Here is a 16,990-nt window from a genome sequence, read left to right as displayed (position 1 = left end):
TCTAGTATCTGACCGAAGCCAGAACTGGAGCCGCCGATGTCTGCCACCCTGACGCCCGAAACCGAAGCCCTGCTGGATGCGATCCTGCCACATGTGGCCTTTGATGGCTGGTCGTCCGACGCCTTCACCGCCGCCGCGCGTGATGCGGGGATGTCGCTGGACCATGCCCATGCGATCTGTCCGCGCGGGGCCACGGATCTGGCGATCCTGTTTCACCGGCGGGGGGATTCGGCCATGGTCTCGGCGCTGCAGACCGCCGATCTGGACGGCATGCGCTTTCGCGACAAGGTGGCCTATGCGGTGCGCACGCGGCTGGATGTGATCACCGACAAGGAAGCCGTGCGCCGTGGGATGACCCTGTTTGCCCTGCCGCATCTGGCCCCCGAAGGATCGAAGCTGATCTGGGACACCGCCGATGCGATCTGGACGGCTTTGGGGGACCGCTCGGACGATGTGAACTGGTACACCAAACGCGCGACCCTCTCGGCGGTTTGGGGATCGGTCGTGCTGTTCTGGCTGGGTGACAACAGCCCCGCCACAGCGAACACAACAGCCTTTATCGACCGCCGCATCGACAACGTCATGCAGTTCGAGAAGGTCAAATCGGCGGTCGCGAAAAACCCGCTGACCAAGCCCTTCGCACAGGCTTTGGGGGCGCTGACCGCCCCCATCAAGCCGCCGTCGGACCGCCCCCGTGATGTGCCCGGAAAATGGGATTTGCCGTCGTGAAGGCTGTCGAGATCACCAAAGCTGGCGGGCCGGACGTGCTGCGCCTCACCGATCGCGCCACGCCCGAACCGGGGCATGGTGAGGTGCGGATCAAGGTGGCCTATGCCGGGGTGAACCGCCCGGATGCGCTGCAACGAGCGGGTCTTTATGCGCCTCCGAAGGGCGCCAGCGATCTGCCGGGGCTTGAAGCCGCAGGCGAGATCAGCGCCATCGGTGCCGGCGTGACCGATTGGGCCGTGGGCGATGCCGTCTGCGCCTTGTTGCCCGGTGGCGGCTACGCAGAAGAGGTCTGCACCCCCGCGGCCCATTGTCTGCCGGTGCCCAACGGCATGGACCTGCGGCAAGCCGCCTGCCTGCCCGAAACCTTCTTCACCGTCTGGTCCAACGTGTTCATGCGGGGCGGGCTGCAAGCGGGCGAGCGGTTCTTGGTCCATGGCGGGTCCTCCGGCATCGGCACCACAGCGATCCAGCTTGCCCGCCACTTCGGCGCCCGGGTGTTCACTACCGCAGGCACCGACGAGAAATGTCAGGCCTGCCGCGACCTTGGGGCAGAGCTGGCGGTGAACTACAAGGAACGTGATTTCGTCGAGGCGGTGCGCGCAGAGGGTGGGGCCCATCTGATCCTCGACATGGTCGGTGGCGACTACCTGCCGCGCAACCTCAAGACGTTGGCGGACGACGGGCGGCTGGTGCAGATCGCTTTCCTTCAGGGCGCGAAGGTCGAAGTGAACTTCGCCCAGATGATGATGCGCCGCTTGACGCTCACCGGCAGCACCCTGCGGCCCCAGTCCGATCTGGCCAAGGCCGAGATCGCCCGGCAGTTGCGCGCGCAGGTCTGGCCGGTGCTGGCGGCGGGCAAGGTCGCCCCCGTGATAGATCGGGAATTCGCCCTGGGGGACGCGGCGCAGGCCCATGCGCGCATGGAAAGCAGCGCGCACATCGGCAAGATCGTGCTCAGGGTCGCCGAAGCGGACGCTTAGGGGATCGGCGCGAACAGGGCGTCGTCCAACGTGCAGTCACGGATCACGTCGTCGCCGCAGCGCCGCAGGTCCAGATCGCGCGTCAGGCAGATCCGCGCCTCCTGGATGCGGCCCGCGCGGCAGGTGATCGTGATCTCATCCGCGTCGAGGCCGTCATTCTCCTTCATGAATGCTTCTTCGATCAACGAGGCGGGCAGGGTCACGGCACGGTCGAGCTTGCGGAACACCTCGGGCCGCGCAATCCGGGAATAGGCTTCGCGGGCAAGGGCATAGTAATCGTTCGGCGCCAGACCGCTGCACGATCCGTGCTTGTTCCACTGGTGCCACGCCGACCCGGACGAGCCGAAAAGATCCGCCTGCGCCGAGGTCTCAAACCGCGACGGATTGCGGAAGCTGTGGCGGCAATCGGCGGGCCAGCCGCGTTCATACTGCGGCCAGAGCCCGTGCAGCACCCAGCCGAAATCCGCGCCGTTATCGCACTGAGGAGAGCCCCGGTCCGCACCCTCAAGCGCGCACCAGTTGGGCGACCACGACAGCGCCAAGACATAGTAATCGAAGTCGCCAGCGGTATGTTGCGCCTGCGCGGGCAGGGCCAGGGTCGAAAGCAGGGCCAGAAGTCGCAGCATTTGGGGTCTTTCCATGAATCACTTCAGCCACTATATAGCGCCCAAGTTCCCCGACAACGTGAACCCGGCCGGAAGCGGTCTGCCCCTTCAAGGGCGCGGGAGAGGCGTGTCGATCATTAGGAGAAGACGTTATGAGCGGTACACCGATTATGGCCAAAGCCACAGCCGTCTGGCTGTGCGACAACACGACATTGACCTTCAAGCAGATCGCCGATTTCTGCGACCTGCACGAGCTTGAGGTGCAGGGCATCGCCGATGGTGATGTGGCGGTTGGCGTGAAAGGGTTCGACCCGATCAGCAACAAGCAGTTGACCCAGGAAGAGATCGACAAGGGCGAGGCGAACCCCAAGCACAAGCTGCGCCTGCTGCACAACCCCGCCGCCTCGGGCGAGGAGAAGCGCCGTGGCCCGCGGTACACGCCGCTGTCCAAGCGTCAGGACCGGCCCGCGTCGATCCTGTGGCTCGTGAAGTTCCACCCCGAGCTGAGCGACGGTCAGATTTCCAAGCTGGTGGGCACCACCAAGCCGACGATTCAGGCGATCCGCGAGCGGACGCACTGGAACATCGCCAACATCGAACCCATCGACCCCGTGGCGCTGGGGCTGTGCAAACAGTCCGAACTGGATGCCGCCGTCCAGAAGGCGAGCGAGAAGAAGGCTAAGGAAGGCGGCGTGATGACCGACGATGAGCGGCGCAAGCTGGTCAGCACCGAACAAAGCCTTGGCGGCGATCCCGAGCCGAAAATCCCCGCCTCGATGGAAGGGCTCGAGACTTTCACCCTTGGCGACGGTCCGGCCGAGCCGGAAGAGGATACCTCGGTTCCGGACGCGGATTCCTTCTTCAACCTGCCCGACGATGATGAGGATGACGAGGACAACTAAAGCCCTCTGACCGGTCTTTGCAAAGCCCCGGCCCTTCGGTCGGGGCTTTTGCGTGCCTGGCCCAGGTGCGAACGCGGCGTGCCTAGTCAGGCGAGATCGCGGGCGGCTTTGTCGGAGCCTCCGGCGGGGATATTTGTGAAGCAAAGATGAAAGGGGTCAGAGCGACTTGCGGGCGTTGAGCGCGGCGGTGATCGTGCCATCGTCGAGGTAGTCGAGCTCTCCGCCCACAGGCACGCCCTGGGCCAGTGAGGTGACCTGCACCCCCGGCAATTCGTCGGCGATGTAATGGGCCGTGGTCTGCCCGTCGATGGTAGCGCCAAGGGCAAGGATCACTTCGGTGATGTTTTCGGTGGTGATCCGGTCGCGCAGCTTGGGGATGCGCAATTCGTCGGGGCCGATGTCGTCGAGCGCCGAGAGGGTGCCGCCGAGCACGTGGTAGCGGCCCTTGAACACGCCCGCCCGTTCCATCGCCCAGAGGTCGGCCACATCTTCGACCACGCAGATCTGGCCGATGTTGCGTTTTTCGCTTTCACAAATGTCGCAGATATCCGCAGTGCCGATGTTGCCGCAGTTGAGGCATTCGCGCGCCGTGGCGCCGACCGTGGTCAGCGCCTCGGCCAGCGGTGTGAGCAGCGCCCCGCGTTTCTTGATCAGGTGCAAAACCGCGCGGCGCGCCGAACGGGGACCGAGGCCCGGAAGGCGGGCCATCAGGTCGATCAGCGCGTCGATGTCTTTGGGCGCCGGGCTCAAATCAGAACGGCAGTTTCATGTCCGCCGGCAGGCCCAGCCCGTCGGTGAGTTTCTGCATCTCTTCCTGCGCCTTGTCGGAGGCTTTCGCCTGCGCGTCCTTGATCGCGGCAAGGATCAGATCCTCGACCACTTCCTTGTCGTCGCCGTTGAAGATCGACGGGTCGATGTCGAGCGCCTTGAGTTCGCCCTTGGCGCTGGCGGTCGCCTTGACCAGACCGGCGCCGCTTTCGCCCACGACCATGACGTTGTGCAGCTCGTCCTGCAGCTCGCCCATCTGCTTTTGCATCTCCTGGGCTTTTTTCATCATGCCGGCCATATCGCCGAGGCCGCCTAGTCCTTTGAACATCGAAATCTCCTGAATTTGTGTTGCGCCCTAGATAGGGGTGCGGCGAGCCTGCTGCAAGTTAGCCGTCCTCGAAGGGGTCCCATTCGTCATCAACCTCGGGCAGGGCTTCGAGTTCGGCTTCGGCCGCAAGCGCCTTGGGGGTGCGGATGTCGGTGATTTTCGCGCCGGGGAACTGGGTGATCACCGCTTGCACCAGCGGCAGGGCGGCGGCCTTTTCGCGCAGAGCGGTGGCTTCCGCGTCGCGCACTTCGGCGATCGTCGGCGCGCCGCCGTCGTTGACCAGCGTCACGGCCCAACGGTTGCCGGTCCAGGCTTGCAAGCGCGAGCCAAGCCGCGCGGCGAGGTCTCTCGGGGCGTCTGGCGTGGGCACGAATTCGATGCGACCGGGCCGATAGGCAGCAAGGCGCACGCCGGTCTCGACCTCGACTAGAAGCTTGACGTCGCGGTGCCGGCGGATCAGCTCCACCACCGAAGCGAAGGTGGGGTAGTGGGCCAGCGCCTCTTCGCTGGCGGGGGCAGTCACGGGGCCGCCTGTGGACATCGTCGTGCCGCTGGGGCCGGAATGGGTCGGTGTGGGCGGTGTGCTAGGGCCCGATGCGGTCGATGGGGCAGGGGCGGATGGCGCGGGGGATGCCGGAGCAGGACGCGGGCCACCGCCCGGTCCGCCGCCAGGGCCGCCGGGGGGCGGCGATTGCCCGTCCAGCCTGCGCACCAGCTCGTCCGGAGTGGGCAGGTCCGAGACATGGGTCAGCCGGATGATCGCCATTTCGGCAGCCATCATTGCGTTGGGCGCGATGGCGACTTCCTCAAGGGATTTCAATAACATCTGCCACAGGCGCGACAGCACCCGCATGGGCAGGTCCTGCGCCATTTGCGCGCCGCGCGTGCGCTCGTCCGGCCCGATGGTTGGATCGTCGGCGGCGTCGGGCGTGATCTTGATGACGCTGACCCAATGGGCAATTTCAGCCAGATCGCGCAGGATCGCCATGGGGTCGGCACCATCGGCATATTGGCTCGACAATTCATAAAGCGCGTCGCCCGCCTGACCGCGCAGGATCATGTCGAACAGGTCCAGCACGCGGCCACGATCGGCGAGGCCCAGCATCGCGCGCACCTGATCGGCGGTGGTCTCGCCCGCGCCGTGGGAAATCGCCTGATCCAGCAGCGACTGGGCATCCCGGGCCGAGCCTTCGGCGGCGCGGGTGATCAAAGCCAGCGCGTCGTCGGTGATTTCGGCCCCTTCGGCGGTGGCGATGCGGCGCAGCAGGCCGATCTGGTCCTCGGGCTCGATCCGGCGCAGGTCGAAACGCTGGCAACGCGACAGCACCGTGACCGGCACCTTGCGGATTTCCGTGGTGGCGAAGATGAATTTGACGTGCTCGGGCGGCTCTTCCAGCGTTTTCAGCAAGGCGTTGAAGGCGCTGGTCGAGAGCATGTGGACTTCGTCGATGATGTAGATCTTGTAGCGCGCGCTGGCGGCGCGGTAATGCACGCTTTCGATGATCTCGCGAATGTCGCCGACGCCGGTGCGCGACGCGGCGTCCATCTCCATCACGTCAACGTGGCGGCCTTCCATGATCGCGACGCAATGCTCGCAGACGCCGCAAGGGTCGGTCGTGGGGCCGCCGGTACCATCGGGGCCGATGCAGTTCATGCCCTTGGCGATGATCCGCGCGGTGGTGGTTTTACCGGTGCCGCGGATGCCCGTCATGATGAAGGCCTGCGCGATCCGGTCCGCCGCAAAGGCGTTTTTCAGGGTGCGCACCATGGCATCCTGCCCGACCAGATCGGCAAAGGTTTCGGGGCGGTATTTCCGCGCGAGGACTTGGTATTTGGGGGTGTCGGATTCGCTCATCCGCTTAAACTACGCCGGGGGTCCGGCAACGTCTAGCTAGAGTGACCAGAGGATGCCGCCCGTGCCCAACGCGGTGAGCGACAGCAGGCCGGCGACGAGTTTAAGCGTCTTACCCCCCGAGGCTTCGACCTTGTGATCGTTCAGCCGGGTCAGGGTCTGGCTGGCCTTGCGCTCGGCGGTGACGAACAGGACGACGGCGGTGATCAGGGGGAGGGTTGCGACGGTTTTCGCCACCCAGGTCGGTTCGAATTTGCCAAAAATCGCCTGAAAGGCCAGGGCGACGCCAATGGCCCCCATGCCACCGCCGATCCAGCTGACGAAGGTCCGCTCATTGGCCATGATCGTGCGGTCTTCGGCCCAATCGGTGCGGACCTCGGCCCATTCGGTGCGGTCTTCTGCAAGGTCGGTCTTGTCTGTCATGGGCAGGATCTAGCGCGGCGCAGATCGCCTGCAAGATAGGACGAAGCTATTTGCCGCGCTTGCTGCGGCCGCGTTCTTGCCCTGCATCATAGAGCTTTTGCAGGCGGCGTTGATGGGCGCGGTTCTCGCCCACGGTCGCCGTGTTGAAGCGGTTCTCCCGGTCCAACTTGCGCCAGCGGTCCAGCCGGTCCGCGTCCAGCGTCCCGTTGTCGATGGCGGCGCGCACGGCGCAGCCGGGCTCGGTCTGGTGGGCGCAGTCGTTGAACTTGCACAGCGCCGCCAGCTCGGTGATGTCCGAGAACACCTCCTCAACTCCGTCTTCCGCGTCCACCAGCCGCAACTCGCGCATGCCCGGCGTGTCGATCAGCCAGCCCCCCGCCCGCGTCGCCCGCAGGTTGCGGTTGGTCGTGGTGTGGCGGCCCTTGGCGTCATCGGCGCGGATGTCCTGCGTGGTATCTTCGATGCCCGTCAGGCGGTTCTGGATCGTGGTCTTGCCGACGCCGGAGGATCCCACAAGCGCCAGCGTCTGGCCCGCCCCGCACCACGGGTTCAGACGTTCGACGTCTTCGGCGTCTTTCGCGTTGATCGCGATAGTACTGAGCAGCGGTGAGAGCCGTTCCGCCTGTTTCACGAAGTCTTGCGGATCGTCGCATTGGTCGGCCTTGGTCAGGATCACCAGCGGCAAACAGCCGGACGCCGCGCACATGGTCAGATAGCGTTCCAGCCGGGCGACGTTGAAATCCGCGTTGCAACTGGTGACGATGCCCAGCGTGTCCACGTTGGCGGCGATAAGTTGCGGTTTGGATTCCTCGCCCGCTGCACGACGCGTGATCGCGGTGGTCCGCTCCAACGGGGCCGAGGCTGCCGCGCCACTCGCTACCACCCAATCGCCCACCGCGTAGCTGCCCGCGCTTTCCGTAGGCGAGAGCGAGACCGCGCCCCCTGCCTGCAACCCGTCCAGCCGCGACCGGTGCACGGCGGTGATGCGGGTCGGGCGCTGGTCGGCGTCAAGCTGCACCTGACGGGCGAAATGGTCGGTCCAGCCGAGGGCGGCGAGGGTCTGATTCATGCAGGTGGAGTATATTATTTTTTGACGTCGCAAAAGCTGCGCTTTCGCTTTGTCCAAATCCGCGAAGACGCAAGGCCTCGTCGCGGTGGGTGAGAGGTTGGACATCGACCCAAGTGGGGCTCGTTGTGGCTGCTTCCTTCCGGACCTGACCAGGTTGGCGAGGCACTTGCCCGCGCCAACCTCTCACCCCCCCATATACGAACGCGAACCGGCCCGCGCAAGGGGGGTGATGCATTGCGCCTGCCATTGCGCCGTGGCACCCCTGCGGGATGGAACATGCGGAAACAGTGACTTTTGGCGGCTCGGGCCTGAACCGGGCGGCGCATTTACGGGGCGCGATTGCGGAAACGCTGGCCGATCCCGCCGCGCGGTGCATCGTGCTGTGGCGCGGCAAACCCCTGCTGGACGGGGCGGGCGCGGGCCTGTCCCGTGTGCCGCTTGACCATCCGGTGCTGGGCGACGCGAGCGACATGCGTCTGTTTCTGGGGCTAGACGAAGGTGGCCCCGTCTTCGCCGCCGAGTTGACCCGCTGGGACCCGGACGTGAGCGAAGCCGCCGATTTCGGCGCGTTCCTCGACCCGTCGCAGCAACACCACCCGGCCATGCCGGCTGCCGCGCATTTCGCGGAACTTCGCGCGGTGATGACGACACTGAGCGCCCGCGACGCCGAGCTTGCGGCGACGGCGCGGGCGGTGATCGGCTGGCACGGCAGCCACCGGTTCTGTTCGACCTGCGGGGCCGAGAGTGCGCCCGACGACGCAGGCTGGAGGCGCGTCTGCCCTGCCTGCGGCACCTTCCATTTTCCGCGCACCGATCCGGTGGTGATCATGCTGATTCTGTCCGGCGACAACGTGCTCTTGGGGCGCTCGCCCGGCTGGCCCGAGGGGATGTATTCCCTGTTGGCCGGATTTGTCGAACCCGGTGAGACCATTGAGGCCGCCGTCCGCCGCGAAGTGTTTGAGGAGGCGGGGATCGCCGTCGGCCCCGTCCGCTATCTGGCCAGCCAGCCCTGGGCCTTTCCGTCATCGCTGATGATCGGCTGTCTGGGGCTGGCGACCTCGACCGAGATCACGCTGGACCCGGTTGAGCTGGAAGATGCGGTCTGGGTCTCGCGCACGGATATGGCGCGGGTTGCCCACGGCACGCACCCGACGATCAAGCCCGCGCGCGCCGGTGCCATTGCGCACTTTTTGCTAGAGAACTGGCTGGCGGATAGTCTAGATTGACCGCAGCAAACGACAATCGGCCAGCAAGGCCGCGCAGAATGACAGGACAGCATGGATTTCACCGCCCGCTCAGATATTGAGGCCCCGATCGACCACGTCTTCGCGCAGGTCACAGATTTCCCCGCCTTCGAGCGGTCGATCATGCGGCGTGGGGGCGATGTTGAACGGATTCAGGGGGGCGACGCGCCCGCCGTGGGCACGAAATGGCGGGTGAAGTTCCGGATGCGCGGCAAGGATCGCGTGGTCATGGCCGAGATCGTCAAGGTCGACGCGCCCCATGGCCTGACCGTCGACGTGACCTCGCCCAGCGTTGACGGAACGACACGGGTCGAGCTTGTGGCCCTGTCGCGCGCGCGCACGCGGCTGATCGTCTCGGCGGATGCGGGCGCGAAGTCGATTCCGGCCAAGTTGATGATGCAGTCGATCCGGTTCGCCAAGGGCAAGACCGAGCAACGCTTCAAGGATGTGGTCGCCACCTTCGCCAAGGACGTCGAATCCCGCTATCGCGGCTAGACCTACTTGGACGCCTTTTCGTGCCGCCGCGCGGCGGCCGGGAACACACCCATCAGCTTGATGTGGTCGGTGAAGTAGTCGAGCTCTTCCATCGCCAGTTGCAGGTTGCGGTCGTCGGGGTGGCCCTCGACCTCGGCATAGAACTGCGTTGCAGTGAAGTGCCCGCCGACCATGTAGCTTTCCAGCTTGGTCATGTTGACGCCATTGGTGGCAAAACCGCCCATCGCCTTATACAGCGCCGCCGGAATGTTGCGCACGCGGAAGACAAAGCTGGTGACCATGCCGTATTTGCCGCGCCGCGTGAGATCGGGATCGCGGGACATGATCAGGAAACGGGTGGTGTTGCGGTCGTGATCCTCGATATGGCGGGCGAGGATGTTGAGCCCGTAGATATCCGCCGCCATCTCGGAGGCCAGCGCGCCCTTGGTCATGTCGTCGCCCTCGGCCACATCCATGGCGGCGCGGGCGTTGTCGGGGCTCACCTCGGTCTGGATGCCGTTTTCGCGCAGGAACATGCTGCATTGGGGCAGGATCACAAGGTGCCCGGCCGCCGTCTTGATCTGGTGCAACTGCGCGCCGGGTTTGCCCAGAAGGTTGATGTGCACGCGCACGAAGGCTTCGTCGATGATATGCAGCCCGCTTTCGGGCAGAAGCGTGTGCACGTCGCCCACGCGGCCATAGGTCGAATTCTCGACCGCGATCATGCCAAGATCGGCGTCGCCCTTGCGCACCGCTTCGATCGCGGCTTCGAACGACGGGCAGGGGAGCGGCTCATGATCGGGCCGCGCTTCGACACAGGCCTGGTGCCCATAGGCCCCCGGTTCCCCCTGAAAAGCGATGCGTTTTGTCATCAATCCCCCCCGATACCCCAAAATCACGCAAATTAGCCAATTGGTCGCGGTGCTACACCTTGATAATTCCCGAGGGAAGCGGATACATGGCGTCTGAATCAGGAAGCAAATGGATCGCGACATGTTCGACACAATGACCTTGACCAAAGTGATTGGCGCCCTTTGCGGCACCCTGTTGGTGTTCTTGCTGGGCGGTTGGGCAGCCGAGACGATCTATCACGGTGGCGGTCACGGCGAGCACGAACAGGCCTATGTCATTCCCGTGGCCGGCGGGGATGAGGGCGAGGAGCCCGCAGAGGAAGGCCCCGCCTTCGAAGAATTCTATGCCGAAGCCTCGGCCGCCGATGGCGAAAGCCTGTGGCGCGCCTGTTCGGCCTGTCACCAGCTTGAAGACGGCGCGAATGGCGTCGGCCCGCATCTTTACGGCGTGGTTGGCCGCGACGTGGCCTCGGTTGACGGGTTCAACTATTCCGGCAGCCTGATCGCCGTGAACGACGTCTGGACCCCGGAAGAGCTGAACCACTTCCTTGAGAACCCACGCGGCTATGCGCCCGGCACCGCCATGACCTACAACGGCATGCGCAAGATCGAGGATCGCGCGAACCTGATCGCCTATCTCGACAGCCTCGACGACTAAATTCGCCTTTCACGGCACCCAAAAGGCCGCCCCCCGGGGGCGGCCTTTTTGTTTGGGCGGGCGGGGGGATGCCCGTCACGGCGCGATCACGCAATCTCGCCTTGAAACTCTGGCCTTTGGCGATTTAGCCTCATGCAACGGTAACGATCCCCGCAGGAGTGCTTCGATGTCCCAGACCCACCGTCCCGCCGCCCCCGCAATGGCACAGGCCGCCGCCCGGCCCGTCCCCGACACGGGGTCCCAGCTCGCGGTGTTGGTGACCGGCGTGGCGCTGGCGCTGGGCATGGCGACATGGGCGGGCGCGCAAGAGGCGGAGACCGTCATCACCTCGCACGGGTATACCAATTTCGGAGAGCTGAAATACGGCCCCGACATGGCGCATCTGGACTATGTGAACCCCGACGCCCCCAAGGGGGGCGAGATCAGCGTCTGGGCGCGGGGCACCTTTGACACGTTCAACAACTACACCCGCGAAGGTGCGGCAGCGGCAGGCACGGGGCTGATGTATGAAAGCATCATGACCAGCACCGCCGACGATCCGTACGGGCTGTATTGCTACATGTGCACGACGATCGAATACCCCGAAAGCAAGGACTGGGTGATTTTCAACCTGCGCGAGGATATGACCTTTGCCGACGGGACGCCGATCACCGCCGAGGACATAGCATTCACGCACAACCTGTTCATGACGCAGGGTCTGCCGGAATATGTGAACGTCGTGTCGGAATACCTCGACGGGACCGAAGTGCTCGGGCCCTACCGCGTCAAATACCTGTTCACCGAGGATGCCCCGCGCCGCGACGTGATCGGCATTGCCGGTGGCCAGACGGTGTTCTCCAAGGCTTGGTTCGAAGAGACCGGCGCGCGGCTGGACAAAAGCACCGATGAGCCTTTTTTGGGGTCGGGGGCCTATGTGCTGGGCAGTTTCGACACCAACCGCAACGTGATCTACCAGCGCGATCCCGACTGGTGGGGCGCGGATCACCCGATGAACATCGGACAGGCGAACTTCGATACCATCCGCTATGAATACTTCGCCGATGGCGCGGCGGCGTTCGAGGCGTTCAAGGCCGGTGAATACACCTTCCGGCAGGAAAATTCCTCCCTCCAGTGGGCGACCGGCTATACCTTTCCGGCCGTGGAGAAAGGTTGGGTCAAAGTGGAAGAACTGCCCGATGGCAGCATCGCGTCCGCGCAGGCCTTCATCTTCAACATGCGCGACCCGAAGTTTCAGGACCCACTGGTGCGAGAGGCGATCCGCCTGATGTTCAACTTCGAATGGTCAAACGAGACGCTGTTCTACGGGCTGTATGACCGCGTCGAATCCTTCTGGCAGAACTCGGACTTGCAAGCGCGCGGCACCCCGAGCGAGGATGAGCTGGCGCTGTTGCAACCGCTGGTGGACGAAGGGCTGCTGGATGCGTCGATCCTGACCGATGAGGCGGTCCTGCCGCCCACGTCCGACCCCGCCCGTCCCACGGATCGCGGCAACCTGCGCCGCGCGTCGGCACTGCTCGATGAAGCGGGCTGGATCGCGGGCAGCGACGGTATCCGCCGCAAGGACGGAGAGGTGCTGTCCATCGAGTTCCTGCAAACCTCTCCCTCGTTCGACCGCATCGTGAACCCCTATATCGAGAACCTGCGGCGGCTGGGGGTGCAGGCCAAGCTCGACCGGGTGGATTTCGCGCAATACGTGGACCGTCTGCAGGCGCCGGTGGATTTCGACTTCATCAACCACACGATGACCCAAGGGTACGAGCCGGGCATCGGCCTGCGCCAGTGGTTCGGCTCCGAGACCGCCGCAGACAGTTCCCGCAACCTGATGGGGATCGAGGATGGGGCTGTGGATCGCCTGATCACCGCCATCATCGACGCCACCACGCTGGAAGAGATGACCGCCGCGACCCATGCGCTGGACCGGGTGCTGCGGGCCATGGGGTTCTGGGTGCCGCAATGGTACAAGTCGGTCCATACGGTCGCCTATTACGACATGTACGACTATCCCGACCCGTTGCCGCCCTTCTCGCTGGGGAACCTGTCTTTCTGGTGGTATGACGCCGAACGGGCCGAAGAACTGAAAGCGGCGGGCGCCCTCTAGGCCCTGCCATCCAACAAGAAGCCTAAGCAAAGGGCACGCACCATATGGGCGCTTACATCCTCAAGCGATTGCTGCTCGTGATTCCGACGTTGCTCGGGATCATGATCATCAACTTCGCGCTGATCCAGTTCGTCCCCGGCGGGCCGATCGACCAGATCATCGCCCAGCTTGAGGGCGGCGGCGACGTGTTCGAGGGGTTCTCGGGCGGCGGCTCGGAACTGGTCGAGACCGACAGTGGCGACAGCGTCGCCTCTCGCGGGTTGCCGCAGGAGTTTCTGGACGAGCTGCAGGTGGAGTTCAATTTCGCCCGCGTCGTCTGCGAAGAGGGCTACACCGGAGAGCCGAGCGTGCGCGTGCCCGAGTGCGAGCCGGTGCCGATCCCGACGATTGAACGCTTTTTCCTGATGATGTGGGACTATCTGCGCTTCGATTTCGGAGAGAGCTATTTCCGCTCGGTGACGGTTGTCGATCTGGTGCTGGAAAAGATGCCGGTGTCGATCACGCTGGGCCTGTGGTCCACGCTGATCGCCTATATCGTGTCCATCCCGCTGGGCATCCGCAAGGCGGTGCGGGATGGTTCCTCTTTCGACACCTGGACTTCGGCCGCGATCATCGTGGGCTACGCGATCCCCGGTTTCCTGTTCGCGATCCTGCTGATCGTGCTGTTCGCGTCGAACAACTGTTTCCGCATTCCGGTGCTCTCCGACTGGCTCAACGGGCATCCGGTGTTCTGGTGGCTCTATGACTGGAACCCGACCTGCAACCGGCTGTTCCCGCTGCGGGGCTTGACCTCGTCCAACTTCGATGAGCTCAGCACGGGGGGCAAGATCCTCGACTATTTCCACCACATCGCGCTGCCGGTGCTGGCGTCGACCATCTCGGCCTTTGCGACGCTGACTTTGCTGACCAAGAACTCGTTCCTCGACGAGATCAAGAAGCAATACGTCATCACCGCCAAGGCCAAGGGCCTGTCCGAGCGCCGCGTTCTTTACGGTCATGTTTTCCGCAACGCCATGCTGATCGTGATCTCCGGCTTTCCTGCGCTGTTCATCGGGGTGTTCTTCGGTGGCTCGCTGATTATCGAGACGTTGTTCTCGCTCGACGGGTTGGGCCGTCTGGGGTTCGAGGCGACGTTGCAGCGGGACTATCCGGTGATGTTCGGCACGCTCTTCGCCTTCTCTCTCATGGGGTTGGTCGTGGGCATCATCACCGACATCACCTATGTGCTGATCGACCCGCGCATCGACTTCGAGAGGAGAGGGTAGCCCATGGCCAACACCACCGAAGCCCGGATGCAGGAGCTGCCCGCCGTCAAGCGCCGCTTCGCCCTGTCGCCGCTCAACCGCCGCCGCTGGACGAACTTCAAACGCAACCAGCGCGCCTATTGGTCGCTGTGGATCTTCATGATCCTGTTCGGGCTGTCGCTGTTCGCGGAGTTTCTGGCCAACGACAAACCCATCGTGGTGAGTTATCGCGGCGAGCTGCGGATGCCGATTTTCAAGTTCTATTCCGAACAGGACTACGGCGGGGATTTTCCGACGCAGGCGGAATACAAGGATGTCGAGGTGCAATGCCTGATCGCGACCGGCGGGCTGGAGAGCTGTTTTGACGACCCCGAAGGGCTGATCATCGCCGCCGAAGCGGGCACCATCGACGATCCGGACTTCGCAAAGGGCTGGCTGGTCTGGCCGCCGATCCCCTATAGCTACAACACCATCGTCGATATTCCCGGCGTGGCCCCCTCGCCGCCGGACAGCAACAATTGGCTGGGCACCGACGATACCAAACGCGACGTGGTGGCGCGGGTGATCCACGGCTTCCGCTTGTCGATCCTGTTCACCATCATCGTCACCACCTGCGCGTCGATCATCGGCATCATCGCCGGCGCGGTGCAGGGCTATTTCGGCGGCTGGGTCGATCTTGTGTTCCAGCGCCTGTTGGAAATCTGGAGCTCGACGCCCTCGCTCTACGTCATCATCATCCTGTTCGCCATTCTGGGCCGAAGTTTCTGGTTGTTGGTGTTCCTGACGATCCTGTTCGGCTGGCCCGCGCTGGTGGGCGTGGTGCGGGCGGAATTCCTGCGCGCGCGGAACTTTGAATACGTCCGCGCGGCCAAGGCGCTGGGCGTGAAGGACCGCACCATCATGTTCCGCCACATGCTGCCCAACGCCATGGTTGCCACCGTGACCATGCTGCCCTTCATCATCACCGGCACAATCGCGACGCTCGCCTCGCTTGATTTTCTGGGCTTCGGGTTGCCGTCTTCGGCCCCGTCACTGGGGGAGATGACGTTGCAGGCCAAGCAGAACCTGCAGGCCCCGTGGTTGGGCTTCACCGCTTTCTTCACCTTCGCGATCATGCTGTCGCTGCTGGTGTTCATCTTTGAAGGCGTCCGCGATGCCTTCGATCCGCGAAAGACCTTCTCCTGATGCGCGTATTGGACGTTCAAGACCTCACCGTCGATTTCCGGCAGGACGGAGAGACGACCCATGCTGTGCGCGGCGTGTCCTTCCATGTGGACCGCGGCGAAACCGTCGCCATCGTCGGCGAAAGCGGGTCCGGCAAGTCGGTCTCGGCGCTGTCCACCGTGCAGCTTCTGGGCGACAGCGCGACCGTGGGCGGCTCGATCACCTATGACGGCACGCAGATGGTCGGCGCGCCCGAGCGGGACCTGCGGCGGGTCCGGGGCAACGACATCAGCTTTATCTTCCAAGAGCCGATGACCTCACTCAACCCGCTGCACACCATTGAAAAGCAGTTGGCCGAGTCGATTGAGCTTCATCAGGGGTTGCGCGGCGACGCGGTGCGGGCGCGGATTCTCGAGCTGCTACAACAGGTCGGCATCCACGACCCCGAAAGCCGGCTCGGCGCCTATCCGCACCAGCTCTCCGGCGGGCAGCGCCAGCGGGTGATGATCGCCATGGCGCTGGCGAACGGCCCCGAGATGTTGATCGCGGATGAGCCGACGACCGCGCTGGACGTGACCATTCAGGCGCAGATCCTCGACCTTTTGGCCGATCTGAAGCGCGACCTTGGCATGTCGCTGCTGTTCATCACCCACGACCTGACCATCGTGCGGCGCATCGCCGACCGGGTCTATGTGATGAAGGACGGGGAAATCGTCGAGCACGGCCCCACGGCGCAGATTTTCGACGCGCCGCAGCACCCCTACACCCAGACGCTGCTGGCCGCTGAAAGCACCGGCACGCCCGATCCCGTGCCCGAGGGCGCGGCGGTGGTGGCGGAAGCGGAACATCTGAAAATCTGGTTTCCGCTCACCTCCGGCCTGCTGCGGCGCACGACCGGCTACGTCAAAGCCGTGAACGACGCGAGCTTCACCGTCCGCGCCGGGGAAACGCTGGGCATCGTCGGCGAAAGCGGCTCGGGCAAGACAACACTGGCGCTGGCGATGATGCGGCTGATCCCGTCCGAGGGGCGCATCGTGTTTCTGGGGCGTGACATTCAGGGGCTGCGCGAAAGCCAGATGCGGCCCCTGCGCTCGGACATGCAGATCGTGTTTCAGGACCCCTACGGCTCGCTCAGCCCGCGCATGACGGTCGAGCAGATCATCGCCGAGGGGCTGACGATCCACGGCACCACCAAAGGCAAGAACGCGCGCCAGATGGTGGCGGAAATCATGGGCGAGGTGGGGTTGGACCCCGCGATGATGGACCGCTACCCGCACGAGTTTTCCGGCGGCCAGCGTCAGCGTATCGCCATCGCCCGCGCCATGATCCTGCGGCCCAAACTGCTGGTGCTGGATGAGCCGACGTCGGCGCTTGATATGACGGTGCAGGTGCAGATCGTGGAACTGCTCCGCGCCTTGCAGAAGAAATACCAGCTTGCCTATCTGTTCATCAGCCACGATCTGAAGGTCGTGCGCGCGCTGTCGCATAAGGTGATGGTGATGAAGCGCGGCGACGTTGTCGAGGCAGGCGAGGCGGCGGAGATTTTCGACAATCCGCAGACCGACTACACCCGCCAGTTGATGGCCGCCGCGCTGGGGTAG

The 16,990-nt window shown here is 64.3% G+C and carries 17 protein-coding genes and 1 other RNA gene; 10 read left to right on the top strand and 8 right to left on the bottom strand.

Features of this window, described 5'->3' with window-relative positions; translation table 11 throughout:
* Nucleotides 1-36: 36 nt before the first annotated feature.
* On the top strand, nucleotides 37-729 hold the full coding sequence (locus tag DC363_RS05430; protein ID WP_108640116.1) for a COQ9 family protein: 693 nt from the start codon (nucleotides 37-39) through the stop codon (nucleotides 727-729).
* Nucleotides 711-1,709 (top strand): NAD(P)H-quinone oxidoreductase, encoded by a 999-nt coding sequence (locus DC363_RS05425; protein ID WP_108640115.1) that lies wholly within the window; start codon nucleotides 711-713, stop codon nucleotides 1,707-1,709. The genes DC363_RS05430 and DC363_RS05425 overlap by 19 nt, the downstream gene beginning before the upstream one ends.
* On the opposite strand, the gene DC363_RS05420 is transcribed toward DC363_RS05425, so the two are convergent.
* Nucleotides 1,706-2,350: a ribonuclease T2 family protein gene (locus DC363_RS05420; RefSeq protein ID WP_108640114.1), complete on the bottom strand. Its 645-nt coding sequence runs from the start codon at nucleotides 2,348-2,350 to the stop codon at nucleotides 1,706-1,708. The genes DC363_RS05425 and DC363_RS05420 overlap by 4 nt on opposite strands.
* Nucleotides 2,351-2,466: 116 nt before the next feature.
* On the opposite strand from DC363_RS05420, the gene DC363_RS05415 reads away from it, so the two are divergent.
* On the top strand, nucleotides 2,467-3,216 hold the full coding sequence (locus tag DC363_RS05415) for a DUF1013 domain-containing protein (protein ID WP_108640113.1): 750 nt from the start codon (nucleotides 2,467-2,469) through the stop codon (nucleotides 3,214-3,216).
* 156 nt (nucleotides 3,217-3,372) lie between these two features.
* Here DC363_RS05415 and recR read toward each other — a convergent pair whose 3' ends face one another.
* The 6 genes from recR to ffs all read right to left on the bottom strand — a co-directional run bounded on the left by recR (nucleotide 3,373) and on the right by ffs (nucleotide 7,842).
* Entirely contained in the window at nucleotides 3,373-3,966 is a 594-nt protein-coding gene (gene recR, locus DC363_RS05410) for a recombination mediator RecR (protein WP_108640112.1), read from the bottom strand.
* A gap of 1 nt (nucleotide 3,967) precedes the next feature.
* Nucleotides 3,968-4,312 (bottom strand): YbaB/EbfC family nucleoid-associated protein, encoded by a 345-nt coding sequence (locus DC363_RS05405; RefSeq protein ID WP_108640111.1) that lies wholly within the window; start codon nucleotides 4,310-4,312, stop codon nucleotides 3,968-3,970.
* A gap of 58 nt (nucleotides 4,313-4,370) precedes the next feature.
* A complete protein-coding gene (locus DC363_RS05400; protein WP_108640110.1) occupies nucleotides 4,371-6,167 on the bottom strand; it encodes a DNA polymerase III subunit gamma/tau in 1,797 nt (598 codons plus the stop codon).
* A 36-nt stretch (nucleotides 6,168-6,203) separates the two neighbouring features.
* Nucleotides 6,204-6,587, bottom strand: coding sequence for a DUF202 domain-containing protein (locus DC363_RS05395; protein ID WP_108640109.1), 384 nt, complete (start codon nucleotides 6,585-6,587; stop codon nucleotides 6,204-6,206).
* A gap of 46 nt (nucleotides 6,588-6,633) precedes the next feature.
* Nucleotides 6,634-7,656 (bottom strand): ribosome small subunit-dependent GTPase A, encoded by a 1,023-nt coding sequence (rsgA, locus tag DC363_RS05390; RefSeq protein ID WP_108640108.1) that lies wholly within the window; start codon nucleotides 7,654-7,656, stop codon nucleotides 6,634-6,636.
* 87 nt (nucleotides 7,657-7,743) lie between these two features.
* Nucleotides 7,744-7,842, bottom strand: an RNA gene (gene ffs / locus DC363_RS05385) — signal recognition particle sRNA small type.
* Between the two features lie 83 nt (nucleotides 7,843-7,925).
* On the opposite strand from ffs, the gene nudC reads away from it, so the two are divergent.
* Both nudC and DC363_RS05375 read left to right on the top strand, forming a co-directional pair.
* Nucleotides 7,926-8,882: an NAD(+) diphosphatase gene (gene nudC, locus DC363_RS05380; RefSeq protein WP_108640107.1), complete on the top strand. Its 957-nt coding sequence runs from the start codon at nucleotides 7,926-7,928 to the stop codon at nucleotides 8,880-8,882.
* Between the two features lie 51 nt (nucleotides 8,883-8,933).
* Nucleotides 8,934-9,395, top strand: a complete 462-nt coding sequence (locus DC363_RS05375) for an SRPBCC family protein (protein WP_108640106.1) — start codon at nucleotides 8,934-8,936, stop codon at nucleotides 9,393-9,395.
* A gap of 2 nt (nucleotides 9,396-9,397) precedes the next feature.
* Here the strand turns inward: DC363_RS05375 and DC363_RS05370 are convergent, their stop codons facing one another.
* Nucleotides 9,398-10,246, bottom strand: a complete 849-nt coding sequence (locus tag DC363_RS05370; protein WP_108640105.1) for a prephenate dehydratase — start codon at nucleotides 10,244-10,246, stop codon at nucleotides 9,398-9,400.
* Nucleotides 10,247-10,367: 121 nt separating this feature from the next.
* Between DC363_RS05370 and DC363_RS05365 the strand changes: the two genes are divergently transcribed.
* The 5 genes from DC363_RS05365 to DC363_RS05345 all read left to right on the top strand — a co-directional run bounded on the left by DC363_RS05365 (nucleotide 10,368) and on the right by DC363_RS05345 (nucleotide 16,990).
* Nucleotides 10,368-10,883, top strand: coding sequence for a c-type cytochrome (locus tag DC363_RS05365; RefSeq protein ID WP_108640314.1), 516 nt, complete (start codon nucleotides 10,368-10,370; stop codon nucleotides 10,881-10,883).
* Between the two features lie 166 nt (nucleotides 10,884-11,049).
* Complete coding sequence (locus tag DC363_RS05360) at nucleotides 11,050-12,981, top strand: extracellular solute-binding protein (RefSeq protein WP_108640104.1); 1,932 nt, start codon at nucleotides 11,050-11,052, stop codon at nucleotides 12,979-12,981.
* A gap of 44 nt (nucleotides 12,982-13,025) precedes the next feature.
* A complete protein-coding gene (locus DC363_RS05355; protein ID WP_108640103.1) occupies nucleotides 13,026-14,246 on the top strand; it encodes a microcin C ABC transporter permease YejB in 1,221 nt (406 codons plus the stop codon).
* Between the two features lie 3 nt (nucleotides 14,247-14,249).
* Complete coding sequence (locus DC363_RS05350; protein ID WP_241962929.1) at nucleotides 14,250-15,410, top strand: ABC transporter permease; 1,161 nt, start codon at nucleotides 14,250-14,252, stop codon at nucleotides 15,408-15,410.
* The gene (locus DC363_RS05345) at nucleotides 15,410-16,990 is read left to right on the top strand and encodes an ABC transporter ATP-binding protein (RefSeq protein ID WP_108640102.1); all 1,581 of its coding nucleotides are present in this window, start codon (nucleotides 15,410-15,412) and stop codon (nucleotides 16,988-16,990) included. Before DC363_RS05350 ends, DC363_RS05345 begins: the two co-directional genes overlap by 1 nt.

Origin of the sequence: Thalassorhabdomicrobium marinisediminis (assembly GCF_003072065.1) — a bacterium.
GTDB classification, from domain to species: domain Bacteria; phylum Pseudomonadota; class Alphaproteobacteria; order Rhodobacterales; family Rhodobacteraceae; genus Octadecabacter; species Octadecabacter marinisediminis.
The sequence above is the reverse complement of the archived record's forward strand: the minus strand, read 5'-3'. Positions and strand labels throughout refer to the sequence as shown.